Raw genomic sequence first — 21,959 nt, forward strand, 5'->3', positions numbered from 1 at the left:
TATTATTCAACATTCTGTACCTGCTCGCGCATCTGGTCGATCACAGCCTTCAACTCCAACCCGACCGATGTGAGGTCAGCGCTTTGCGCCTTGGAACACAATGTGTTTGCCTCACGGTTAAATTCCTGCATCAGGAAATCCAGTTTACGACCCACTGCCCCGTCCTGCGCCAGCAAATCGCGCGCAGCGGCAACATGTGCGGTCAGGCGATCAATCTCTTCGGTCACGTCTGCCTTGACCGCGATCAGCGCCAGTTCCTGCGCCACCCGTTCCGGATCGGCACCTTGAGCATTCTCCATCACCCGCGTCAGGTTCTCTCGCAGGGCTTCGGCCATCTTGTCCTTGCGCTGTTCGGCCAGATCAGCCGCTTGCGTCGTCAGCTTGGCGACCTGATCCAACTGCGACGCCAAAACCTCGGCCAAAGCCTCACCTTCGGTTTGGCGCATCTGGATGAAGGCGTCCAGCAATGTAGGAAACGCCTTGATCAGATGCGCAACCAGAGGCGCAGGATCATCGCTCTCTGATCCCGCATCCATCATGCCCTTGAGGGCCAGCAAATCCGTCGCCTTGGACGGGGTCAGCGTAATACCTTTGGCCTCGGCCATGTCCTGCGTTTGCTGCAACGCCTCAAGCGCGGCTGACATGGCGGCTGTATTCAGCGCCAGTTCAGTCAGCGCTTCATCACGGCTCAGGCGCATGGAAAGCGTCACGTTGCCCCGGCTCAAAGACTTGGACAGGGTGGCGCGCAACCCGGCCTCAAGCCCTGTCAGCCAGTCCGGGACGCGGATACGCATATCCAGCCCCTTGCCATTGACGCTGCGCAACTCCCACGCCCAGCTATGCGGGCCAAACTCGCCTGTCCCCGAGGCGAACCCGGTCATGGATTTGATCATGACAGCCCTTTCTATGGCTTCCGCATTTTCAACACTTGCCGCACCTAATGCCATTGGCCTTGCAAGGGCAAGAGTTTGCTCAAGCCGCAATTCATCCGCAGAAGTTAACCATTCATTAAAGAATTCCTCCAAAATTGTATTAACCCGTGTCAATTTGGCCAAAGCAAAGGCTGTCGGGCCGCAGATGTCCCGGATGCGTTGCATTTTAAGAAAATAGCGGCTGAATGGCGTTAGGGTGATGGAAATGAAAACCTTTTTCGGGACTGATTCCGGGTCAGAATTTGGAAAGATCGTCGCAATGGATCGCTTTGACAGTGGACGTTCTCTTTCGCCGATCCGTCAGGCCGAGGCGTATTGGACCGCGCTGTTGTCCGGCGACGGAGTGCCCATGCGGTCGCAAATCGACCCGCGCGGGTTGGAAAACGTGCTGGAATACACGTTCATTCTGGAACGGATTGCGCCCGGGCTGGCCCGGTTTCGACTGGCAGGCAGCCATCTGAACAAGCTTGCCGGCATGGAAGTGCGCGGCATGCCAATGACTGCGTTTTTTGAGGCCGAAGCGCGGCCCAAGGTCAAAGAGACACTGGAACAGGTGTTCAGCGCACCCGCCACCGCCGAGCTTGGCCTAACCTCCAGCGGCGCATTTGGCCGCGCCCGTTTGCAAGCCCGGATGATCCTGCTGCCCTTGCGAAGCGATCTGGGTGATGTCAGCCGCGTGTTGGGCGTGATGCTCAGTGATGGTGCCATCGGGTCTACCCCGCGCCGCTTTACGATCTCGGACCAGCGGGTCAAGCAGGTTTCCGAACTACACAGCCCGGTTGAACCCCAGCGTGAGGCCGCAGGCTTTGCCGAAGATCAGACCGAGTTCAACCGAAAAAGCCATCTGCGACTGGTCGTCTCGCGCGACGACTAGACACCACAAAAAACGGCGAGCCATTAGCCCGCCGTTTCGTCTTTTGGATTACCCTAATCAGCTGGCCGCGCGTTTTGAGCCGTTCCTGCGCAGATTGGTCAACTCTTCCGCGACCAGGAACGCCAGCTCCAGCGATTGCGACGCGTTCAGACGCGGATCGCATGCGGTGTGATAGCGGTCCGAAAGGTCCTCTTCGGTCACGGCCCTTACACCGCCGGTGCATTCGGTCACGTCCAGACCGGTCATCTCAAAATGCACACCGCCGGGGATGGTGCCTTCGGCCTGATGCACACCAAAGAAGTCGCGCACTTCGCGCAGGACCGAGTCAAACGGGCGGGTTTTATACCCGGTGGCCGACTTGATCGTGTTGCCATGCATCGGATCGCAGACCCAGGTCACCTTGGCCCCTTCTTCCTTCACGGCCTTGACAAGACGCGGCAGATGCTCACCTGCCTTACCGGCCCCGAAGCGCGCGATCAGGGTCAGGCGACCTTCTTCATTGTCCGGGTTCAGTTTGGACATCAGAACCTTCAGGTCCTCGGCGGTTGTGGTCGGGCCGCATTTCAAACCAATCGGGTTTTGAACGCCGCGACAGAATTCAACATGTGCGCCGTCGGGCTGACGGGTCCGGTCGCCGATCCAGATCATATGGCCCGATCCTGCCAACCAGTTGCCCGAGGTCGAATCCAGACGAGTAAGCGCCTCTTCGTATTCCAGCAACAGACCTTCGTGGCTGGTGTAGAATTCGACGGTCGAGAACTCATGCGTGGTCTCCGCTGTGATCCCGGCAGCACCCATAAAGTCGATGCTGTCTTGAATGCGATCCGCGATCTCGGAATACTTCTGAACGTCCTGGTCATCGGCGAAGCCCAGCGTCCAGGCATGAACGCGGCTCATATCCGCGAAACCGCCAGTCGAGAAGGCGCGCAGCAGGTTCAGCGTCGCCGCGGCCTGTGTGTATGCCTGCAACATCTTTGACGGATTCGGAATCCGCGCCTCGGGCGTGAAGGCCAGTTCATTGATGATGTCACCGCGGTAGCTGGGCAGTTCCAAACCATCCACAACCTCGGTCGGTGCGCTGCGTGGTTTGGCAAACTGGCCCGCCATCCGGCCCACTTTGACGACTGGCACCTTGGCGCCATAGGTCAGCACCATCGCCATTTGAAGCATAACCTTGAAGGTGTCACGGATCGCATCCGCGCTGAATTGTTCAAAGCTTTCAGCACAATCCCCGCCCTGCAACAGGAAGGCCTCGCCGCGACCGGCAGCACCCAGATGTTGCTTGAGACGCCGCGCCTCACCGGCAAAGACCAGCGGGGGATACTGCGAAAGCTGCGCCTCGACTTTGGCCAGGGCGGCCGCGTCGGTATAGTCTGGCATCTGAACCCGGGGCTTGTTGCGCCAGTTCGTTTTCTGCCATTCGGTCATAGCCTTGATCTCCGCTGATAGTATTCAGGTCGTCTCTATACAAAATGCAAAGAAGAGTGACCATATCCCATTTGCGCCTCTTGACGCCGGAAACAAGCTTTGAGCATGGTGTCTGGCAAAATACGCGCGACGTAGGTGCAGCCGTCGTGGATTCGGGGAACAACAGCCATGCAAGAGCAACGCCAAGTTGTCACAGTGGACGGCGACACAGATAAGCCGGTCAACTTTGTATTTATCTTGTTAGACAAATTCTCGTTGCTGTCTTTTGCATCCGCGTTGGACAGCCTGCGTATTGCCAACCGCATGGCAGGCAAAGAGATTTATACCTGGTCGCTGGTCGGTGAAGGCGGCGACGTGATGTCATGCTCTGCCGGAACCACCTTCAAGCTTGATGCGGATCTTGGCGATCTGCGTCGTGACGACGTGATCATGGTGTGTGGTGGCGTCGATGTTCAAAGCTCGACCACAAAAAAAGTTTTGAGCTGGCTCCGCCGCGAGGCGCGCAAGGGCCTGAAAATCGGTGGTCTGTGTACAGCGGCCTATACGCTGGCCAAAGCAGGCCTGCTGGATGACAAACGCGCGACCATTCACTGGGAGAACGCTGACAGTTTCGCAGAAGAGTTTGACTCGGTTGAACTGACCAAATCGGTATTCCTGATCGATGGCAATCGTATGACAACTGCTGGGGGCACATCCTCGATCGATTTGATGCTTAAGCTGATCGCAGATGATTTCGGCGAAGAACTGGCCAATGCCGTCGCCGATCAGATGATCTATTCCTCGATTCGCACGGATCAGGACACGCAGCGCCTGTCGACGCCGACCCGTATTGGCGTTCGTCACCCAAAACTGAGCCAGGTCATCCTGATGATGGAGAAAAATACGGAAGAGCCAATCTCGCCCTCGATCTTGGCCAAAGATGTGGGCATGTCGACCCGTCAGCTTGAACGTCTGTTCCGCCGCTACCTGAGCCGCTCACCCAAACGGTATTACATGGAACTGCGCCTGCACAAAGCGCGCAACCTGCTGATGCAGACGGATATGAGCGTGATCAACGTGGCGCTGGCCTGTGGCTTTGCTTCGCCCAGCCATTTCTCAAAATGCTACCGGGCGCATTACAACACCACACCTTACCGGGAACGTGGATCGCAAAGCGGGCGGCTGTCGATCTGACATCTTAGTCGGATGTTAAACGATAGACAGCACCCTGCCCTACGGAAATGAACCAGATCGATCCGTCTGAGGCCTGAACGATATCGCGGACACGTTCTGTTTCCGGTCCCTTGATCTGCTCGACTTCGCGCAAGGGCGACCCGGACAATCGTGCGATGTAGTCAAATTTGAGCGAACCGACGAAAATGTCGCCTTTCCACCGCGGAAATAGATCGCCGGCGTAAACCATCAGACCCGAGGGCGCGATGGAAGGATCCCAATAGAACGCGGGCTGTTCAAGGCCGGGTTTCGAGGTGCCTTCGCCGATTTTCTCACCTGAGTAATGCGTGCCATAGGAAATAATCGGCCAGCCATAGTTCTTGCCCGACTGGGCCAGATTCACTTCATCCCCACCGCGCGCTCCGTGTTCTGAAACCCATAGCGTGCCGCTGGTATCCAAACCGGCCCCTTGCGGGTTTCTGTGGCCAAAAGACCAGATTTCGGGCCGAATGCCGGACTGCCCGACGAAGGGGTTATCGGCCGGAACCGTCCCGTCGCGGTTGATCCGGATGACCGAGCCCATGTGATTGCTTGTGTCCTGTGCTGAGGGCCGATCCCCCCGGTCTCCGATGGTTACGAACAGCGTTCCATCCTGCGCCTCGACCACGCGTGATCCGAAATGGCGACCGCCAGAACCGCCCGGCTCAGCCTCGAACAAGACACGCAGATTATTCAGGCGCTTTCCGTTTTCTGACAGGCGCGCAACAGCCAAGGCGGTGCCAGCCCCGCCCGCTTGAGGTTTGGAAAACGTCAAAAAGACCTCGCGGCTCTGATCAAAGTCACGCGGGATGGTAATGTCCAGCAACCCGCCCTGACCGGCAGCGGCTACTTTCGGAACGCCTGATACGCGGTTGGTTTCGCCATTCGACACATAGATCAGCTCTCCGTCCCGCTCGGTCACCAGAAAGCTTCCATCAGGTAGCAGACCCAGGCCCCAGGGCGTATCCAGCCCGCCCAGCATCTGAGTAACCTGAACCGGGCCATCTTTGGTTTGCAGCACTCCGGCTAAGGACGCGCCACCTGCGCAGATCAACAGAACAAGAGCAAAAAGCCGAAACATAGAAAACCTCCGCAGATTCGGGTTGCGTCACCAATACTGGCCGATACCCCCCAATAGATAGGTGCGCTTAGACAAAAAGCAGGCGTTTTAGGGGACTTTTCTTTTTCGAACAGCTTGCCTAGGGTCATGCCCAGTTGGAATACCAAATCAGGGAGTAACTTCATGAAAAAGCTGCTTACAGCAACTGCAGCAACCGCCTTGCTGGCGGGCACGGCCATGGCCGAGGATGTCAAACTGGGCATTCTGTTCGGCTTTACCGGCCCAATTGAATCGCTGGCCCCGGCAATGGGTTCAGGTGCCGAGATGGCGATTGCCGAAGTCACCGAGTCGGGCAAGCTGCTGGATGGCGCAACGGTTGTTGGCACCCGTGCGGATACCGGCTGTATCGACAACGGTCTGGCCACCTCGAACGGCGAGCGTTTCATCGCGGATGGCGTCAGTGGCATCATCGGCGGCGACTGCTCGGGCGTGACTGGCGCGATCCTGCAGAACGTCGCGATCCCGAACGGAATGGTGATGATCTCACCATCGGCCACCTCGCCCGGCCTGTCGACCATGGAAGATAACGGCCTGTTCTTCCGTACCGCCCCTTCGGACGCGCGTGAAGGTCAGGTGATGGCTGACATCCTGAACGATCGTGGCATCAGCTCGATCGCTCTGACCTACACCAACAATGACTACGGCAAAGGCCTGGCGGACGCGATCCAGTCGTCCTTCGAGGCATCGGGTGGTGAAGTGACCATCGTTGCCGCACACGAAGACGGCAAGGCCGATTACTCGGCCGAAGTCGGCGCGCTGGCCTCGGCCGGTGGCGACATTCTGGTTGTTGCGGGCTATCTGGACCAAGGCGGTCTGGGCATCATTCAGTCGGCGCTGGACAGCGGTGCGTTTGATACGTTCGGCCTGCCCGGCGGCATGATCGGTGACTCGCTGCCTGCAAATGTCGGTCCGGACCTGAACGGCTCGTTCGGTCAGATCGCCGGTTCGGGTGGTGAAGGTGCCGAGAAGTACTTTGCCATGGCCGAAGCTGCCGGTTTCGACGGCTCGTCGCCCTACTCGCCTGAATCCTATGACGCTGCTGCCCTGTTCATGCTGGCAATGCAGGCCGCAGGCTCGACCAGCCCGGCGGACTATGGTTCCAAGATCATGGACGTTGCCAACGCTCCGGGTGAGAAAATCTATCCCGGTGAGCTGGCGAAAGGCCTGGAGCTGCTGGCTGCTGGTCAGGACATCGACTATGTCGGCGCATCGGGTGTTGAGTTGATCGGCCCCGGCGAAAGCGCGGGTTCGTATCGCGAGATCGAAGTGACCGACGGCGAGAACAAAACCGTCAACTTCCGTTGATCTTCCGGACATCGTGCTAAAATCAAACAGCCCGGGCCTTGTGTCCGGGCTGTTTCAATGAAAAAAGGCCGCACCCCGGAAAACGGGGAAGTGACAAGAGTAGCCAGGACTGGCAGCTGGGGGAAAAGATGATCGTCGTCGATGACGTGCACAAGCATTTCGGCGGGTTTCACGCGGTGGATGGGGCATCGCTGGAAATCCGGAAAGGATCAATCACCGGGCTGATCGGGCCAAACGGCGCCGGAAAAACGACGCTGTTCAACGTGATTGCCGGTGTTTTGCCCCCGACCTCCGGCCGTGTTTTTATGGATGGCGAGGATATCACCGGCCTGCCACCGCATGATCTGTTCCACAAAGGCCTGCTGCGCACGTTCCAGATTGCACATGAGTTTTCTTCGATGACCTGTCGCGAGAACCTGATGATGGTGCCAGGTGCCCAGGCGGGGGAAATGCTGTGGAACACCTGGTTCGGGCGCAAGCGGATCGCGGATGAGGAACGGGCGTTGATGGCCAAGGCCGATGAAGTTCTGGAGTTCCTGACCATCGAACATCTGGCCGACCACAAGGCGGGTCAGGTTTCGGGTGGTCAGAAGAAACTGCTGGAGCTTGGCCGCACCATGATGGTGGACGCCAAGATCGTGTTTCTGGACGAGGTTGGCGCGGGCGTGAACCGCACCCTACTGATGACCATCGCCGACACGATCCTGCGCCTGAACAAGGAACGCGGCTATACCTTTGTGGTCATCGAACATGACATGGATTTCATCGGCAAGATCTGTGACCCGGTCATCTGCATGGCCGAGGGCAAGGTTCTGGCCCAAGGAACTCTGGATGAGATAAAGGCCAATGAGCACGTGATCGAAGCTTATCTGGGCACCGGCCTCAAAAACAAAGACAAGCTGGAGGCCCAAACATGACCGCTGGTGCGAGTGACAACCCCTATCAGGACGACAAGGGCAACAAGGATGCCTCGATCACCAACACCCATGGCGTTGGTACCATGACGCCCGCGCACACGAAAAGCGGCGAAACGCGCAAGGTCGAAGGCGGCCCCTTTCTGATCGGCGACACTATGACTGGCGGCTATGGCAAGGGCCCAGACATTCTGCACGACTGCACCATCTCCGTCGACAAGGGAGAGATCGCGGTCATCGTCGGCCCCAACGGCGCAGGCAAGTCGACGGCCATGAAAGCAGTGTTCGGTATGTTGGATGTTCGGTCCGGTTCAGTCCGGTTGGATGGTGAGGACATCACCAACCTCACCCCGCAGGATCGCGTCATCCGCGGCATGGGATTTGTTCCCCAGACCTCCAACATCTTCACCTCGATGACGGTGGAAGAAAACCTCGAGATGGGGGCGTTTATCCGGCGTGACGATTTTTCGGACACGATGGAGCAGGTCTATGAGCTGTTCCCCATCCTGCGCGACAAACGCAACCAAGCCGCCGGAGAGCTTTCGGGCGGTCAACGCCAACAGGTCGCTGTTGGACGCGCTTTGATGACCCAGCCCAAATTGCTGATGCTGGATGAGCCGACTGCTGGTGTCTCACCCATCGTGATGGACGAGTTGTTCGACAGGATCATCGAGGTTTCCCGCACTGGGTTACCGATCCTGATGGTCGAGCAGAATGCCCGTCAGGCGTTGGAGATTGCCGATAAAGGTTATGTTCTGGTGCAGGGGCGGAATGCCTATAGTGGTACTGGGAAGGAATTGCTGGCTGATCCGGAGGTTCGGAAGAGCTTCTTGGGGGGGTAGCAATGAAAGTTTTAGCACTTTCAGTATTTTTATCTTTAGTCGCGAATGCAGCAACCTCTCAAGAGATCACAAAGTGTAAATTGGAATACACTTGTGCCAACATCGCCGCCTGCCAATCAACAAAGACAGGTCTCGGTGTCGCTTTCAAGTTTGAGATTTTGCCCGACAATCAGCTTCGCCTTGACCTCGGAAATGGTGAATTGCCGCTGCTGCAAGTTGAACAAGTAAGCGAAGACTTGATGACCGCTTATGGATGGGATTCCACACGCTCAGCCTCTTACACCTTCAGCTTGTTTGCCGACGGGATTGTCGCTTACACGACCCATGTATTTGTGGGTAAAGGCATAAGCTTGACCGGCCTTGGCCGCTGCGAAACCAACAATCAATAGAACTGCTCGCAAGGTACGCTGATTTCGCCCTTGTTTCGAGGCGTATGGCGTTGGTTAATTTCAATATCTGAATTCTCCCAACTTACCATCCCAACAATTCCACGCATCGGCTGTAATCCGGTCACATTCTGCGATTAGCGCCGCAGCCTGAGAAGGAAACACTTTCACGGGTAAGCAAAATCCAGCCCCGTAAAATCAGCGAACCTTCTGGATGAAAACTCTATTCAGGACCCAAAAATGAAAAAATGGATGTGGGTGGCCGTCACCACCCTGTGCGCGACGGCCGCAACTGCGGAAGAACGTCACTTTGTCTGTGTCTCGGATCAGGACGGCAGCGAAGTACGGCTGGACCGTTTCGCCGAGGGAGATAAGGGCAAGATCACCACGGGAACGGCTGCAAGCGACGTGGTCGTATTGAAGGGGGTCGGCAATTTGACCTTTCTTTACATCGATGGCCAGAAAGTAATGACCTTTGTCGTCAATCTGGACGATATGAGCTATGACCTTTCGATCAAAGGTCCAAATGCAGGCACCGATCGCGGGTCTTGCACCGAAGCTGACGCCTGACCTTTTTACCTCTACGTTTCAATATGATACATTTCTGCGTTGATATGCATAATGTATAGCCACCCGTTTGCTGCCCTATGCGCGGCTTGTGGATTCGCAGAAACAGTCATGATCCGTTCCACCCTGCACCAGAATTTCCACATGCAGGGTGGAAACGCCTGAAAATACCAGTGGAACAGGCTAAAAACCCGACCTCTTGTGTTGTGTCCCGCGACGGCGTTGTGCCATAAGGCCGCACCCGGTCAGAGGGAATGAATATGGACCTGTTAAATGCGCTTGTGGCGCTTTCGAATTTTGTGATCGTACCCGCAATTGCCTATGGCAGCCAATTGGCGCTGGGCGCGTTGGGGGTGACGCTGATCTACGGCATCCTGCGATTTTCGAACTTTGCGCATGGCGATACCATGGCCTTTGGTGCGATGATCGCTGTATTGGTCACATGGGCGCTACAAGCAGCCGGTGTCAGTTTCGGGCCGCTGCCGACCGCACTGCTGGCCCTGCCCTTTGCCATTCTGGGCTGTATCGTCCTGGTGCTGATCACCGACCGGCTGGTCTATCGCTTCTATCGCGCTCAGAAGGCCAAACCGGTCATATTGGTGATCGTCTCAATGGGCGTGATGTTCATCATGAACGGTCTTGTGCGCTTTGTCATCGGGCCGGATGATCAGAGGCTCTCGGACGGTGCACGGTTCATCGTCTCGGCACGGGATTTCAAGGCGATGACCGGGCTGCGCGAAGGGCTGGCAATCAAGACTTCTCAGGGTATTACCGTGATCGTTGCTGTTTTGGCGGTGGCGCTGCTGTTCTGGTTTCTGAACAAAACCCGCACAGGCAAGTCGATGCGCGCCTATTCGGATAACGAGGATCTGGCGCTGCTGTCTGGCATCAACCCCGAGCGTGTGGTCATGATCACATGGATTATCGTTGCCGCTCTGGCGACGACGGCGGGTGTACTTTATGGCCTCGACAAAAGCTTTAAACCCTTCGTCTATTTCCAGCTTCTGCTACCCATCTTTGCCTCGGCCATTGTAGGCGGCTTAGGTAACCCATTGGGTGCCATCGCAGGCGGCTTCATCATCGCGTTTTCCGAGGTGACGATCACCTATGCGTGGAAAAAAGTGCTGACATATGTTGCCCCGGAAAGCCTTGCTCCGTCCGGATTGGTGCAATTCCTGTCAACTGATTACAAGTTCGCTGTCAGCTTTGCGATACTGCTGATCGTGCTGCTGTTTAAGCCCACGGGCCTGTTCAAGGGAAAAGTGATATGAGCGAGCCCGTCAAGAACACCCTGCTCTTTATCGTGGTCGGTGCGCTGATCCTGCTGACCGGGTTCACACAAAGCTGGAACGCAGCCATTTTGATCCTGAACATGGGGCTGATCTCGGCCATCATGTCCATCGGGGTGAACCTGCAATGGGGCTTTGCCGGCCTCTTCAACGTCGGCGTTATGGGCTTTGTTGCGCTGGGCGGTTTGGCGGTTGTTCTGGTCTCGACCCCTCCAACACCGGGTGCCTGGTCGGATGGTGGCTATGGTGTGATCCTTGCGCTTTTGCTGGGGGCCGCAACGGTGGTTGCCGCCGTGATGGTTGCGCAGAAGATGCCCAAAGGACGTGCGCAGACCGTCACCATTATCGGCATCCTGATCGTGGGTTTCTTTGTCTATCGGGCAGTCTTTGATCCCAATGTTGCGGCGATTGAGGCGATTAACCCTGCCGTAGCGGGCAATATCGGCGGTTTGAACCTGCCCGTTCTGCTGGCCTGGCCCGCCGGAGGTCTGCTGGCCGCTGGTGCTGCCTGGTTGATCGGGAAAACCGCGCTGGGTCTGCGTTCGGACTATCTGGCCATTGCCACTTTGGGCATTGCCGAGATCATCATTGCTGTGATGAAAAACGAAGACTGGCTGGCCCGTGGTGTGAAAAACGTCTACGGCATCCCGCGCCCCTCTCCCGTCGTCGGTTACGAGGTGGACCTGCAACAGGATCCAGCCTTCATCGCGCGGGCAGATTGGCTTGGGATTGACCCGGTCATCGCGTCGACATTGTCGGTCAAGCTGGGCTATTCTCTGTTGTTCCTGATCGTTCTACTGATCCTGCTCTGGATGGCGCAAATGGCGCTCAAAAGCCCGTGGGGCCGCATGATGCGCGCCATTCGTGACAATGAGGTCGCAGCTGAGGCGATGGGCAAGGATGTCACGCGCCGCCATCTGCAAATCTTTGTTCTAGGGTCGGCCATCTGCGGCATTGCGGGCGCTATGATGACCACGCTGGATGGGCAACTTACCCCCGGCACTTATAACCCGTTGCGCTTTACGTTCCTGGTTTGGGTGATGGTCATCGTCGGTGGGTCAGGCAACAATTTCGGTGCCGTTCTTGGGGCCTTTCTGATCTGGTTCCTTTGGGTTCAGGTTGAACCGATGGGCCTTTGGCTGATGAACCTGATCACCAGTGGCATGGCTGATGGTAGCGCGCTGAAGACACATCTGATCGATAGCGCCGCTCATATGCGATTGTTCACGATGGGTCTAATCCTGCTGATTGTTCTCAGATTCAGTCCAAGAGGGCTGATCCCCGAGAAATAGGCCGAAATCCTCTTAAATCAGATGGTCGCGTCGGCGAGAACCGGCGCGGCGTCTTGTTTCTTAAAGGTTTTTTGACTAAACGGGCCTACCATTACCGGCAACTGACACTGTTCGATTTGCTGGCACTCACTCACACCGCTCACCCGGTCCGCAAATGACCAGTAAACCAGTCTAAAGAGTAGTAAGAACCATGAAAAACGCGCTCACCAAAGCTATCGTCTTGTTGCCGCTTGTTGCGACGGTCGCGGCCTGTATCCCCTCACCGAAAGATCTGGAAACGACACCTGTCCAGGTCCAGACCCCTAAAGGCGTTGTGACCTGCCAGCTGTATCGCCAAGACCGCGTGACTTGGGATCGCGCCATCGATTTCCCGGCTACCAAGATGTCAGTGCCCGAGGCGGATGCCATTTGCCAGCAGGAAGGCCTGCGCCGCATCGGGAAGTAAACTATCGCATTTGGCGTGAAACGCGCATGCCCTGCCACGCCGATGGCGTCCGCGGGGCACATGCTACACATATTTGTCTGATGGGTTCGAAACGCCTTATCTGTTCCGGAACAGGCCACCGAGAATACCGCGCACGATACGGCGGCCAGTGGTGCCTTTAAGCTCTTTGATCACAGCTTCACCCATTGCCGTGGCAAACGTGTCTTTCTTGCGCGTCACGCGCGAGGAAGATCGCCCGACGCGGCTGCCGGAGTATCGGCGGGCCGAGGCAAACTCCCGCTCCATCGCGGATTGCATCTCCACCACCTCATCAGCTTCGGCAGCTTCCGCCTCTTTGGCGGCGGTTTCGGCGCGGGCCTGAAGGATTTCAAAGGCCGACTTCCGATCAACCGGCGTGTCATATTTTGCCGACATCAAGGATGCCGCCATGACCGTTTGACGCTCTGCCTTGGTAATCGGTCCAAGCTGAGACCCCGGTGGGCGGATCAACGTCCGCTCGACCATCCCCGGCACGCCTTTCTTTTGCAGCATTGATGTAACGGCCTCACCGACGCCAACCTCTCGGATTGCGGCTTCTGTATCGAAGGTCGGATTTTCGCGATAGGTCTCAGCTGCAAGGCGCAGGTTTTTGCGATCCCGCGCTGTGAAGGCGCGCAGCGCATGCTGAACCCGATTTCCTAACTGGCCCAGAATGTCTTCGGGAACATCCGCCGGGTTCTGCGTGATGAAATAGACGCCAACGCCTTTGGATCGGATCAGGCGCGCGACCTGTTCGACCTTGTCGACCAGAATCTTGGGCGAATCGTCAAACAGCAGATGCGCCTCATCGAAGAAAAACACCAGCTTGGGTTTTTCGGGGTCACCAACCTCGGGCAGTTCTTCAAACAGCTCACTCAGCAGCCACAACAGGAACGTTGCATAAAGGCGTGGCGACCCCATCAGTTTGTCCGAGGCCAGGATGTTCACCATTCCATGCCCGGCCTCATCGGTGCGCATCAGGTCTGACAAATCCAGAGCTGGCTCGCCAAACAGGCGCGTTCCACCCTGGTTTTCCAACACCAGCAACCGCCGTTGGATCGCCCCGATGGAGGAGGTCGAAACATTGCCATAGCGCAACGACAGCTGCGCCCGGTTTTCTCCAATCCAGACCAGCAGCGCTTGCAGGTCTTTAAGGTCCAGAAGCGGCATGCCTTCTTCATCCGCCACGCGAAAGGCGATGTTCAGGATACCCTCCTGCGCCTCGCTGAGTTCCATCAACCGCGACAGCAGCAGCGGGCCCATCTCGGTCACGGTCGTGCGCACGGGATGGCCCTGTTCACCGAACAGATCCCAGAAGGTGACCGGACAGGCACCATAGGTAAAATCGGAAAACCCGATGCGCGCGGCACGATCCATGAACGCCTGATGCAGCTTATGGGTTTCGCTGCCGGGCAGAGCCAGGCCGGACAAGTCACCTTTGACGTCGGACAGGAACACCGGAACACCGGCTTTGGAAAACCCTTCGGCCAGAATTTGAAGCGTTACGGTCTTGCCGGTTCCCGTTGCCCCGGCAATCAGGCCATGCCGGTTAGCATATTTCAGCGTCAGCCCCTGCGGCTGCCCATACTCGGCCCCGCCGCCGCCCAGAAAAATATCTTCGCCCATGTTTTCACTGCCTTAATATCCATCGCTCTGGGGCCAGCATACAAAGTTAACCTTTGACTGCGATAGTCAATTTGCGCGCTTTGTGGTGCCAGCTGCAAAGCCGCACTTCCTCCCTGTCGACTGGCCGTGCCTTCGGGCACGGCTTTTTTTCACGCGCGCCATGTTAAAGGTGAACTAAGCGGTATATTAATAATTCAGGTTAGCTGTTGACCGTTGCGTCCCCCTCTCGTAACGTTCGCTCATAACTAAGTCGGCCAGTCCGACGGGGAGAACCAATTCGAGAAGGGAGCTGCATCACCAGCTCCCTTTTTCTTTGAAGTACTGCTTCGAATTCCCATCTTTGCGGCAAGAAATTGTTCACTTTGCAACCTGTACGGCGCTTAGTGACTGACACTGATGGCGAACGGTGGTAGAGGAAGAAAAAACTCACTCAATCATCAAACCGAGGCATTCATGACTAAGAAACTCCTCTCGATCAATACACTCGCCGCTGCGCTGATCTGCGGTGCTGCAAGCGCGCAGGATACAAACACCATGGACGCTGAAACCGGCCTAGATCTGGGTGAAACCGGTCCACGCGTGGGTGAACAATTCGTCAAAGAAACCAGCGGAGATTGGGATGTCTCCTGTATAAAGGCGGCAGAGGGCGATGACCCGTGTGCCCTCGTTCAGGTGCTGAAAGGTCAACAAGGTGAGCCCATTGCCGAAGTATCGATCGGCAAATTGCCCGAAGGCGGTGCGGCCGTAGCCTGGGCCAATGTGATTGTACCGCTGGAAACACTGCTGCAAGCACAACTGGCACTGTCGATCGATGGCGCCCCGCGCAAGCTGTATAACTATCACCACTGTGTGCCAGTTGGTTGCGTTGCACAGTTGGGCCTGAGCCAAGGTGACATCGACGCGATGAAAGCAGGAAGCACCGCGATCTTCTCGCTGGTGCCGGCACGCTTCCCGGATCAGATTCTAGATATGGATATGTCGCTATCGGGTTTCACATCCGGATTTGACGGCCTGACCGTCAACGCGAACTAAACCAGACAAGCACATCGCCGCAGTGCATCAACTGCGGCGATTCTAATTTACTGTACCTTTTTTAACGCAAGCACAGCATTCAATCCCCCGAAGGCAAACGCGTTGCTGAGCGCGACCTCGACCTTGGCTTCGCGCGCTTCATTTGGCACCACATCTAATGCGCATTCCGGATCGGGTTCTTCATAGCTGATCGTCGGGGCAATGACCCCATCCCGCAGTGCCATGATACAGGCCAACAGCTCGACCGCGCCTGTGCCACCGATCAGATGTCCGTGCATGGACTTGGTAGATGAGATCATCAGATCATCTGCATGCGGCCCAAACACATCGGCAACCGCCGCGCATTCGGTCTTGTCATTCGCTGCCGTCCCAGTGCCATGCGCATTGATGTAGCATACATCGCTGGCGTTCAGCTTGGCATCCGCAAGGGCCCCTGCCATCGCGCGGGAGGCGCCCTGTTTGCTGGGCATGACGATATCGGATGCATCAGACGACATGGCGAAACCTACGACCTCGCAAAGAATGTCGGCGCCGCGTGCGCGAGCGTGGTCGTATTCCTCGAATACAAAAATGCCAGCGCCTTCGCCCTGCACCATTCCGTTGCGGTTGGCGCTGAAGGGGCGACAGGCATCCTTGGACATGACCCGCAGCCCTTCCCAGGCTTTTACCCCGCCGAAACACAGCATGGATTCGGACCCACCGGTGACCATGGCGGGCGCTGCTCCGCTGCGCACCATCTGAAAGGCCTGCGCCATCGCGTGGTTCGATGACGCGCAGGCGGTCGACACGGTAAAGCTTGGGCCCTTGAGGTTGTGTTCCATCGACACGTGGCTGGCCGCGGCGTTGTTCATCAACTTGGGCACAACAAAGGGGTGCACGCGGTTCTTGCCGTCTTCGTAGACCGAACGGTAATTGTCATCCCAGGTCGAGACACCACCCCCAGCCGTGCCCAGAACCACCCCGGACCGGGCCGCCAGTTCACCGTGAAACTCGATCCCCGATTGGTCGATGGCTTCTTTCGCGGCGGTCAGTGTGAATTGCGTAAATCGGTCATACAGAGTCATCTGTTGGCGGTTAAAGCGCCCTTCGGCCTCGAACCCGCGCACCTGTCCGCCAATCTTGATGGCTAGGCGATCCACATCGCGAAACTCCAGCTCAGAGATCCCGCAACGACCTTCGCGCATAGCCTCAAGCGTGTCAGGGACGGAATGACCCAGCGAATTGATTGTACCTGCCCCGGTAATAACGACCCGTTTCATTGTTCCGGGTCAGACCTTTTCCGATACAAGCTTCTCGATGCCTGCAATGATCGCGGCCACGTTCGAGATGTCGAAATCATTCGCTTCTGGCTCGTTGGCGTTGAAAGGTACTGTAATGTCGAACTCTTCTTCGATGGCAAAGATGCTTTCGACCAAACCCAGGCTGTCGATACCCAGATCCTCCAACGTGCTGTCGGGCGTCACATCCGATGGCTCCAGCACGGCCTGCTCTGCAATGATTGCGATGACGCGGTCGCTGATGCTCATGTCGATCCCCTGATTGTCAATCTGAGGATGATTTAATCCTTCGGGGGCTGTTTGGAAACAGCCTTTTTGAGTGCCTCGACGTCGCGGGCCAAACGCGGCAACCGGCGTTGTACTTTGTAGATCTCGGTATGGGTGTCCATCTTGACGCCCGGATAGCCCATGATGACGCGCCCGGCAGGTACATTCGACAGGATTTTGGTGCCGCCGCCAGCAATCACGCCGTCACCGATGAAGATATTGTCAACAACCCCAGTCTGCCCGCCCAGCACCACGTTATTGCCAATCTCAACAGACCCCGAAACACCAGTTTGACCACACAGAAGGCAATCGCGCCCGACGCGCGTATTATGGCCGACGTGAACAAGGTTATCCAGTTTCGAACCGTCGCCGATGCATGTGTTTCGGATCGTGCCATTGTCGATGGTACAGTTCGAGCCGACCTCGACATCATCGCCGATTTCAACCGCGCCTAGCGAATGAATACGCAGCCAGCTTTGCGCCTTAGCCTCGCCCTGATCCCCCAAGGTTTTGCGCGCGTTTTCAGCGCCCGATACCTCGGGCGTGACAAAACTGAATCCATCGCCGCCGACGCGCGCACCTGGCTGTGCGATGAAGCGATCTCCGATTTGGGCACGGGCCCCAATGCTGACCATTTCGCGCAAAAACGCGTGCTCACCCAAAACTGCATCGATTCCGATGCTACAATGCGCTCCAATCACCGAGCCGGTGCCAATCTTTGCGCGCGCACCTACTACCGCCAAAGGTCCGATTGAGACATTCGCACCAATTTCCGCAGTCGGATCAATCACTGCAGATGGATGGATGCCGGGCTCTACCCCCTGCCCTCTATCCAGCATGGATGTGATCCCTGCCATGGCCATGCGCGGACGTTTCACAAAGATCGCCGCACGCAAGCCCAGTGCCTGCCAGTCTGCGCCTTCCCATAGAACCGCAGCGCGGGCCGAACCACCCGTAAGTGCCTCAGCATATTTCGGAGACATCGCCATGGCCAGATCAGTTGCACCAGCATCGCTCGGCTCGGCGGCCTTTATGATCGTGAGGTCGGTGTCGCCCTGACACTCAGCGCCAAGGCGGTCGGCGATTTGCTGAATCGTATACTGCATGACGGGCTTTCCTTTTGGCAGGATTTGCCCTTGTGCTTATCCCTGAACGTCCGGCAGGACCACCCCTGCCTTTTGCAGTGCCGCCCAAATCTTAGCATCGCGGTTATAGACGTCGCGGCGATACTGAACCTCACCTTTTGGGCCAACATAGGCCGTGCGGTAGATCAGATGCACTGGAACTTTCTTATCCAGGTCCACCTTCGTCTCTTTGCCGCTGTTCAGCACACGGTGGAAGAACGCCTTTGGGTCCTCCTCCTGCAAAGCCAGCAGCGCATAGGCGAACTCGAATGGTTGCGCCAAACGGATACAGCCATGTGAAAATGCCCGCACTTCACGCGCAAACAAAGATTTCTGAGGCGTATCATGCAGATAGATGTTGTACTTGTTGGGGAACATGAACTTCACCAGCCCCAGCGCGTTGCTTTTGCTGGGGGGTTGGCGCATCGAAAACGGGAAGTTGCGCGCGGTGAACTGGGTGAAATCCACGGCTCCGCGATTGACCTGCCGGCCACTGCGATCGGTGATCTGAATATGGCCCACGGCATTCGGATTGGATTGCAGCTTGGGCAGATATTCCTTGGTGATGATCGAACGTGGCACATACCAACTGGGATTGATCACCATATGCTCCATCTCGTCCGAAAACTCGGGACTACGACGATCATGGACATTCTTGCCAATCACAGCGCGAGTCTCAAACGTGACCTGCCCGTCATCCACGATCTTGGCCGAGAAATCGGCCTGATTGACCAGGATATGACGCTCACCGCGTTCGCGCGGCAACCATCGCTCCCGCTCCAGCGCGACATGAACGGCTTTTAGTCGGTCTGATACCGGGCGGTTGATCTCAGAGATGGTGCCCTTTCCGGCAACCCCATCGGGCTCCAACCCATGATCGGTCTGGAAGGCACGAACGGCAGCAAGCATGGCATCGTCATAGCTCGGGCTCGCTGTTGGCTTCAGATACCCCATCGTCACCAAACGGTTGCGCAGTTTGACCACTGTGGCACCCGTGTCGCCAAATTCTAACTTGGTCACGGGAACAGTAGGCCCCCAGCCGCCCTGATCCAGCAAAGCTTCCAACGCCAGTTTCTGCTTCATCAATGACCGGTATTGACGCGTTTGCGGCGCAAGTTGATCGAAATAGTCAGCCCCCTGGGCGTTCAACTGTTGCAAATGCTCTTCGGGGCTGCGGCGCTCGACTTTGCGGACCAGACCATCATCAATGCTGGCCGGGCGCAGCGCCCCTGCATAGAGATCGTCGGCATAGTCCAGAAACAGGGTCGTCAGCTCGGCCTCAAGCGCGCCAAGATCCCGCACCGAACGTGCCGTGCGCATCTGGTCCATCAGAGCGTCGATATCATAGCTTGCGGACGGCAACCCATGCATATGACTGCTTGACAAAGCCCTGATCAAAGCGGCGCGGCGATCGGCATGATCTTGCGAAGGACCCACCCAAACCGGTGCATAGCCGTTCGACCGGTAAAACACTGCAATATCGTCCGACGTTGGCATATGTTCGGCGACTGCCATCTGAAAGGCTGTGCCCTGCATCGCGTCAGAGGCCGTATTGGCCATTGCAGCCGTTGCCGCAAAACAGGCTGTTACAAGAATACTGGTACTGGTCCGAAATACAGAGAACATGGGATGCCCTTGGTTATTCAATAGCTTGCACAGATGGGAATGTGCCGAATTACTATGATTTTGACGACAGGGCCTTGTCTATTCACAAATACCTTACCCTTGACCTTCTTTTTCAGCTGATGCGCGATTGCATCGCGGCGGTGCGAAAACCTCTCAGTTGCGAAAAAAATATGTCGGAAATGTCGATTGCGCGAAAAACTGCCGAAAATTCCCCCTTGTTCTGCAGAAAATCAAACAAAACTTGGCCCTCGAATCTGTTTGTGCCATAAATTTGCCATCTGGGATGGGAAATATTAAGACAGCGAACGTAACATCGTTCGCAGGCAGGATACAGTACGGGACGAAACAGAAAATGACCAAGAGCAGTACATCGGGCATGACCCGGCGTGCCCTATTGGGCGCATTCGCGGCAACGGCAGTCGCAGCCGCACCAACCTATTCCAATGCAGCGGGTTTCCTTCGCGGTGGCGGCGATGTTCGTCGTATTCGTATGTATTCCGGTCGTACAGGCGAGCGGATCGACATGATATATTGGGTCGACGGCAAATACATCAAAGATGCTGTCAAAGAAGTGAACCACTTCATGCGCGACTGGCGCACCGATCAATCTAAAAGCATGGACCTACGTACCATCGACATCATGGCGGCCTCGCACAATCTTCTGGATGCAGACGAGCCTTACATGCTGTTGTCGGGCTACCGCTCCCCTCAAACCAATGCAATGCTGCGTTCCAAATCGCGCCGCGTGGCCAGGAATTCTTTGCACATGCAGGGTCAGGCCGCTGATTTGCGCCTGTCATCCCGTTCGGTATCGCAAATGGCCAAGGCCGCGATGTCCTGCCGTGCCGGTGGCGTGGGTCAATACTATCGGTCTAACTTCGTCCACATGGATTGCGGTGTCGTCCGAAGTTGGCGCGGCTGATCCACCTTTCCCAACCCGAACGTCCCAAGCCCCCGCAGGTCGTCTGGCGGGGTTTTGTTTTGCCTGTTCGGCCCCAGTCTGATCGAACGAGCGAATTTTGATAGAAAATGGCGCACCTGAGAGGATTCGAACCTCTGGCCTCTGCCTTCGGAGGGCAGCGCTCTATCCAGCTGAGCTACAGGTGCCTTGGCCGTTAGCTAACCCTGATCCGGTCCGGGTGCAACTGGAAAACTGCGCACATCCAAGGATCGCTTCAGGCAAACAAATCATGCGCCAGTTCAAGCGCTTCGATCAGCGTATCGACCTCATCGGTGGTGTTATAGAGGCCAAAGCTCGCTCGGCAGGTCGCCGTTACCCCCAGATGATCCATCAACGGACCGGCGCAATGATGACCAGCGCGCACGGCAACGCCTTTTTTGTCGAGGATGGTCGAGACGTCATGTGCATGCCCTGCCCCGTCCAGCGTAAAGCTAAAGATCGCGGCCTTATCCGGGCGAGTACCCTGAACCTGTAACCAGTTGAGACCTGCCAAGCGCTGCATCGCATAATCGCGCAAGCTGGATTCGTGGGCGGCAATGTTCTCCATCCCCAGGTCCATCATGTATTCCAGCGCCACGCCCAAACCGATGGTTTGCACGATACCTGGCGTGCCGGCCTCGAACTTCATGGGCGGGTCGTTGTAAATGACCTGATCCTTGCTGACCTCTTTGATCATGTCGCCGCCGCCGATGAAGGGGCGCATTTCGGCCATGCGGTCGGATTTGATGAAAATCGCACCCGATCCTGACGGACCGTACAGCTTGTGGCCCGTGATGGCATAGAAATCACAGCCGATCTCATCAACATTGACCGGCATATGAACCGCGCCCTGACTGCCATCCACCAGCACCGGAACACCTTTGGCATGAGCGCCGTCGGTGATCGCTTTGACATCGACCGCCGTACCCAAGACATTCGAACAGTGCGTGATCGCAACCAGCTTGGTCTTTGGTCCAATCGCGTCGAGCACCACCTGAGGGTCCAGCCCGCCATCTGCATCGACATCAACCCATTTCAGAACAACGCCCTGCCGTTCACGCAGGAAATGCCAGGGCACGATATTGGCGTGATGCTCCATCACGCTCAAAACGATCTCATCCCCTGCCTCAAGCCTAGGCATCGCCCAGCCATAAGCCACCAGGTTGATCCCTTCGGTGGTGCCCGAGTTCAGAACGATCTCATTCTCATCTGCGACACCCAGAAACCGCGCGATAGTGCCGCGCACGTTTTCATATTTCTCGGTCGCGAGGTTCGACAGGTAATGCAGCCCGCGATGCACGTTCGAATACTCATGCGCATAAGCCTGAGTCACCGCATCAATCACGATCTGCGGTTTCTGCGCCGAGGCCCCGTTGTCCAGATAGGTCAGCGGCTTTCCATTCACCTCGCGCGACAGGATTGGAAAATCAGATCGGATCTTCTGCACATCATACATGAGGTGAT

The 21,959-nt window shown here is 56.8% G+C and carries 22 protein-coding genes and 1 tRNA gene; 13 read left to right on the top strand and 10 right to left on the bottom strand.

All coding sequences use genetic code 11. From position 1 onward, the window contains the following. Positions 1–2: 2 nt before the first annotated feature. Positions 3–893 carry a YicC/YloC family endoribonuclease gene (locus AC2FGE_RS06690; protein ID WP_496818437.1) on the bottom strand — a complete coding sequence of 297 codons (891 nt, stop codon included), beginning with the start codon at positions 891–893 and terminating at the stop codon, positions 3–5. On the opposite strand from AC2FGE_RS06690, the gene AC2FGE_RS06695 reads away from it, so the two are divergent. Both AC2FGE_RS06695 and AC2FGE_RS06700 read left to right on the top strand, forming a co-directional pair. Further along, complete coding sequence (locus tag AC2FGE_RS06695) at positions 880–1,110, top strand: hypothetical protein (RefSeq protein WP_496818438.1); 231 nt, start codon at positions 880–882, stop codon at positions 1,108–1,110. The genes AC2FGE_RS06690 and AC2FGE_RS06695 overlap by 14 nt on opposite strands. A 27-nt stretch (positions 1,111–1,137) precedes the next feature. Then, the gene (locus AC2FGE_RS06700) at positions 1,138–1,806 is read left to right on the top strand and encodes a PAS domain-containing protein (RefSeq protein ID WP_496818439.1); all 669 of its coding nucleotides are present in this window, start codon (positions 1,138–1,140) and stop codon (positions 1,804–1,806) included. Between the two features lie 57 nt (positions 1,807–1,863). Here the strand turns inward: AC2FGE_RS06700 and AC2FGE_RS06705 are convergent, their stop codons facing one another. Beyond that, positions 1,864–3,234 (bottom strand): class II 3-deoxy-7-phosphoheptulonate synthase, encoded by a 1,371-nt coding sequence (locus tag AC2FGE_RS06705; RefSeq protein ID WP_496818440.1) that lies wholly within the window; start codon positions 3,232–3,234, stop codon positions 1,864–1,866. Between the two features lie 168 nt (positions 3,235–3,402). On the opposite strand from AC2FGE_RS06705, the gene AC2FGE_RS06710 reads away from it, so the two are divergent. Further along, complete coding sequence (locus tag AC2FGE_RS06710) at positions 3,403–4,407, top strand: GlxA family transcriptional regulator (RefSeq protein ID WP_496818441.1); 1,005 nt, start codon at positions 3,403–3,405, stop codon at positions 4,405–4,407. A 4-nt stretch (positions 4,408–4,411) separates the two neighbouring features. On the opposite strand, the gene AC2FGE_RS06715 is transcribed toward AC2FGE_RS06710, so the two are convergent. Continuing rightward, on the bottom strand, positions 4,412–5,506 hold the full coding sequence (locus AC2FGE_RS06715; RefSeq protein WP_496818442.1) for a PQQ-dependent sugar dehydrogenase: 1,095 nt from the start codon (positions 5,504–5,506) through the stop codon (positions 4,412–4,414). Between the two features lie 162 nt (positions 5,507–5,668). On the opposite strand from AC2FGE_RS06715, the gene AC2FGE_RS06720 reads away from it, so the two are divergent. The 8 genes from AC2FGE_RS06720 to AC2FGE_RS06755 all read left to right on the top strand — a co-directional run bounded on the left by AC2FGE_RS06720 (position 5,669) and on the right by AC2FGE_RS06755 (position 12,585). Next, on the top strand, positions 5,669–6,850 hold the full coding sequence (locus tag AC2FGE_RS06720) for an ABC transporter substrate-binding protein (RefSeq protein ID WP_496818443.1): 1,182 nt from the start codon (positions 5,669–5,671) through the stop codon (positions 6,848–6,850). A 128-nt stretch (positions 6,851–6,978) separates the two neighbouring features. After that, complete coding sequence (locus AC2FGE_RS06725) at positions 6,979–7,767, top strand: ABC transporter ATP-binding protein (RefSeq protein ID WP_496818444.1); 789 nt, start codon at positions 6,979–6,981, stop codon at positions 7,765–7,767. Beyond that, positions 7,764–8,606 (top strand): ABC transporter ATP-binding protein, encoded by an 843-nt coding sequence (locus tag AC2FGE_RS06730; protein ID WP_496818445.1) that lies wholly within the window; start codon positions 7,764–7,766, stop codon positions 8,604–8,606. Before AC2FGE_RS06725 ends, AC2FGE_RS06730 begins: the two co-directional genes overlap by 4 nt. A gap of 2 nt (positions 8,607–8,608) precedes the next feature. Next, on the top strand, positions 8,609–8,995 hold the full coding sequence (locus tag AC2FGE_RS06735; RefSeq protein WP_496818446.1) for a hypothetical protein: 387 nt from the start codon (positions 8,609–8,611) through the stop codon (positions 8,993–8,995). A 237-nt stretch (positions 8,996–9,232) separates the two neighbouring features. Then, complete coding sequence (locus tag AC2FGE_RS06740) at positions 9,233–9,562, top strand: hypothetical protein (RefSeq protein WP_496818447.1); 330 nt, start codon at positions 9,233–9,235, stop codon at positions 9,560–9,562. A 257-nt stretch (positions 9,563–9,819) separates the two neighbouring features. Further along, on the top strand, positions 9,820–10,830 hold the full coding sequence (locus tag AC2FGE_RS06745; protein ID WP_496818448.1) for a branched-chain amino acid ABC transporter permease: 1,011 nt from the start codon (positions 9,820–9,822) through the stop codon (positions 10,828–10,830). Further along, positions 10,827–12,140, top strand: coding sequence for a branched-chain amino acid ABC transporter permease (locus tag AC2FGE_RS06750; protein ID WP_496818449.1), 1,314 nt, complete (start codon positions 10,827–10,829; stop codon positions 12,138–12,140). Before AC2FGE_RS06745 ends, AC2FGE_RS06750 begins: the two co-directional genes overlap by 4 nt. A 190-nt stretch (positions 12,141–12,330) precedes the next feature. Beyond that, the gene (locus AC2FGE_RS06755; RefSeq protein ID WP_496818450.1) at positions 12,331–12,585 is read left to right on the top strand and encodes a hypothetical protein; all 255 of its coding nucleotides are present in this window, start codon (positions 12,331–12,333) and stop codon (positions 12,583–12,585) included. A gap of 96 nt (positions 12,586–12,681) precedes the next feature. On the opposite strand, the gene AC2FGE_RS06760 is transcribed toward AC2FGE_RS06755, so the two are convergent. Next, entirely contained in the window at positions 12,682–14,229 is a 1,548-nt protein-coding gene (locus AC2FGE_RS06760) for a helicase HerA-like domain-containing protein (protein WP_496818452.1), read from the bottom strand. 453 nt (positions 14,230–14,682) lie between these two features. Between AC2FGE_RS06760 and AC2FGE_RS06765 the strand changes: the two genes are divergently transcribed. Next, positions 14,683–15,261 carry an invasion associated locus B family protein gene (locus AC2FGE_RS06765; protein WP_496818453.1) on the top strand — a complete coding sequence of 193 codons (579 nt, stop codon included), beginning with the start codon at positions 14,683–14,685 and terminating at the stop codon, positions 15,259–15,261. 47 nt (positions 15,262–15,308) lie between these two features. On the opposite strand, the gene AC2FGE_RS06770 is transcribed toward AC2FGE_RS06765, so the two are convergent. From AC2FGE_RS06770 to AC2FGE_RS06785, 4 genes are read right to left on the bottom strand one after another with little or no spacing between them, the layout of a single operon-like run. Further along, the gene (locus tag AC2FGE_RS06770) at positions 15,309–16,520 is read right to left on the bottom strand and encodes a beta-ketoacyl-[acyl-carrier-protein] synthase family protein (RefSeq protein WP_496818454.1); all 1,212 of its coding nucleotides are present in this window, start codon (positions 16,518–16,520) and stop codon (positions 15,309–15,311) included. Between the two features lie 9 nt (positions 16,521–16,529). After that, positions 16,530–16,787 carry an acyl carrier protein gene (locus AC2FGE_RS06775; protein WP_496818455.1) on the bottom strand — a complete coding sequence of 86 codons (258 nt, stop codon included), beginning with the start codon at positions 16,785–16,787 and terminating at the stop codon, positions 16,530–16,532. Between the two features lie 32 nt (positions 16,788–16,819). Continuing rightward, positions 16,820–17,911 carry a UDP-3-O-(3-hydroxymyristoyl)glucosamine N-acyltransferase gene (lpxD, locus tag AC2FGE_RS06780; protein WP_496818456.1) on the bottom strand — a complete coding sequence of 364 codons (1,092 nt, stop codon included), beginning with the start codon at positions 17,909–17,911 and terminating at the stop codon, positions 16,820–16,822. Positions 17,912–17,947: 36 nt separating this feature from the next. Further along, the gene (locus AC2FGE_RS06785) at positions 17,948–19,555 is read right to left on the bottom strand and encodes a L,D-transpeptidase family protein (protein WP_496818457.1); all 1,608 of its coding nucleotides are present in this window, start codon (positions 19,553–19,555) and stop codon (positions 17,948–17,950) included. A gap of 352 nt (positions 19,556–19,907) precedes the next feature. Between AC2FGE_RS06785 and mepK the strand changes: the two genes are divergently transcribed. After that, positions 19,908–20,477 carry a peptidoglycan L,D-endopeptidase MepK gene (mepK, locus tag AC2FGE_RS06790; RefSeq protein WP_496818458.1) on the top strand — a complete coding sequence of 190 codons (570 nt, stop codon included), beginning with the start codon at positions 19,908–19,910 and terminating at the stop codon, positions 20,475–20,477. A gap of 108 nt (positions 20,478–20,585) precedes the next feature. Here the strand turns inward: mepK and AC2FGE_RS06795 are convergent. Together AC2FGE_RS06795 and AC2FGE_RS06800 are read right to left on the bottom strand one after the other, a co-directional pair. Then, a tRNA-Arg gene (locus AC2FGE_RS06795) sits at positions 20,586–20,662 on the bottom strand. A gap of 68 nt (positions 20,663–20,730) precedes the next feature. Next, positions 20,731–21,951, bottom strand: a complete 1,221-nt coding sequence (locus AC2FGE_RS06800) for a cysteine desulfurase (protein ID WP_496818459.1) — start codon at positions 21,949–21,951, stop codon at positions 20,731–20,733. Positions 21,952–21,959 lie beyond the last annotated feature (8 nt).

Source organism: Ruegeria sp. YTSA075, assembly GCF_059610245.1.

Bases quoted from the DNA above. Each gene is read 5' to 3' on its own strand.
- AC2FGE_RS06695 (WP_496818438.1), top strand. From the start codon at position 880: ATGGATTTGATCATGACAGCCCTTTCTATGGCTTCCGCATTTTCAACA.
- AC2FGE_RS06690 (WP_496818437.1), bottom strand. From the start codon at position 893: ATGATCAAATCCATGACCGGGTTCGCCTCGGGGACAGGCGAGTTTGGC.
- AC2FGE_RS06700 (WP_496818439.1), top strand. From the start codon at position 1,138: ATGAAAACCTTTTTCGGGACTGATTCCGGGTCAGAATTTGGAAAGATC.
- AC2FGE_RS06705 (WP_496818440.1), bottom strand. From the start codon at position 3,234: ATGACCGAATGGCAGAAAACGAACTGGCGCAACAAGCCCCGGGTTCAG.
- AC2FGE_RS06710 (WP_496818441.1), top strand. From the start codon at position 3,403: ATGCAAGAGCAACGCCAAGTTGTCACAGTGGACGGCGACACAGATAAG.
- AC2FGE_RS06715 (WP_496818442.1), bottom strand. From the start codon at position 5,506: ATGTTTCGGCTTTTTGCTCTTGTTCTGTTGATCTGCGCAGGTGGCGCG.
- AC2FGE_RS06720 (WP_496818443.1), top strand. From the start codon at position 5,669: ATGAAAAAGCTGCTTACAGCAACTGCAGCAACCGCCTTGCTGGCGGGC.
- AC2FGE_RS06725 (WP_496818444.1), top strand. From the start codon at position 6,979: ATGATCGTCGTCGATGACGTGCACAAGCATTTCGGCGGGTTTCACGCG.
- AC2FGE_RS06730 (WP_496818445.1), top strand. From the start codon at position 7,764: ATGACCGCTGGTGCGAGTGACAACCCCTATCAGGACGACAAGGGCAAC.
- AC2FGE_RS06735 (WP_496818446.1), top strand. From the start codon at position 8,609: ATGAAAGTTTTAGCACTTTCAGTATTTTTATCTTTAGTCGCGAATGCA.
- AC2FGE_RS06740 (WP_496818447.1), top strand. From the start codon at position 9,233: ATGAAAAAATGGATGTGGGTGGCCGTCACCACCCTGTGCGCGACGGCC.
- AC2FGE_RS06745 (WP_496818448.1), top strand. From the start codon at position 9,820: ATGGACCTGTTAAATGCGCTTGTGGCGCTTTCGAATTTTGTGATCGTA.
- AC2FGE_RS06750 (WP_496818449.1), top strand. From the start codon at position 10,827: ATGAGCGAGCCCGTCAAGAACACCCTGCTCTTTATCGTGGTCGGTGCG.
- AC2FGE_RS06755 (WP_496818450.1), top strand. From the start codon at position 12,331: ATGAAAAACGCGCTCACCAAAGCTATCGTCTTGTTGCCGCTTGTTGCG.
- AC2FGE_RS06760 (WP_496818452.1), bottom strand. From the start codon at position 14,229: ATGGGCGAAGATATTTTTCTGGGCGGCGGCGGGGCCGAGTATGGGCAG.
- AC2FGE_RS06765 (WP_496818453.1), top strand. From the start codon at position 14,683: ATGACTAAGAAACTCCTCTCGATCAATACACTCGCCGCTGCGCTGATC.
- AC2FGE_RS06770 (WP_496818454.1), bottom strand. From the start codon at position 16,520: ATGAAACGGGTCGTTATTACCGGGGCAGGTACAATCAATTCGCTGGGT.
- AC2FGE_RS06775 (WP_496818455.1), bottom strand. From the start codon at position 16,787: ATGAGCATCAGCGACCGCGTCATCGCAATCATTGCAGAGCAGGCCGTG.
- lpxD (WP_496818456.1), bottom strand. From the start codon at position 17,911: ATGCAGTATACGATTCAGCAAATCGCCGACCGCCTTGGCGCTGAGTGT.
- AC2FGE_RS06785 (WP_496818457.1), bottom strand. From the start codon at position 19,555: ATGTTCTCTGTATTTCGGACCAGTACCAGTATTCTTGTAACAGCCTGT.
- mepK (WP_496818458.1), top strand. From the start codon at position 19,908: ATGACCAAGAGCAGTACATCGGGCATGACCCGGCGTGCCCTATTGGGC.
- AC2FGE_RS06800 (WP_496818459.1), bottom strand. From the start codon at position 21,951: ATGTATGATGTGCAGAAGATCCGATCTGATTTTCCAATCCTGTCGCGC.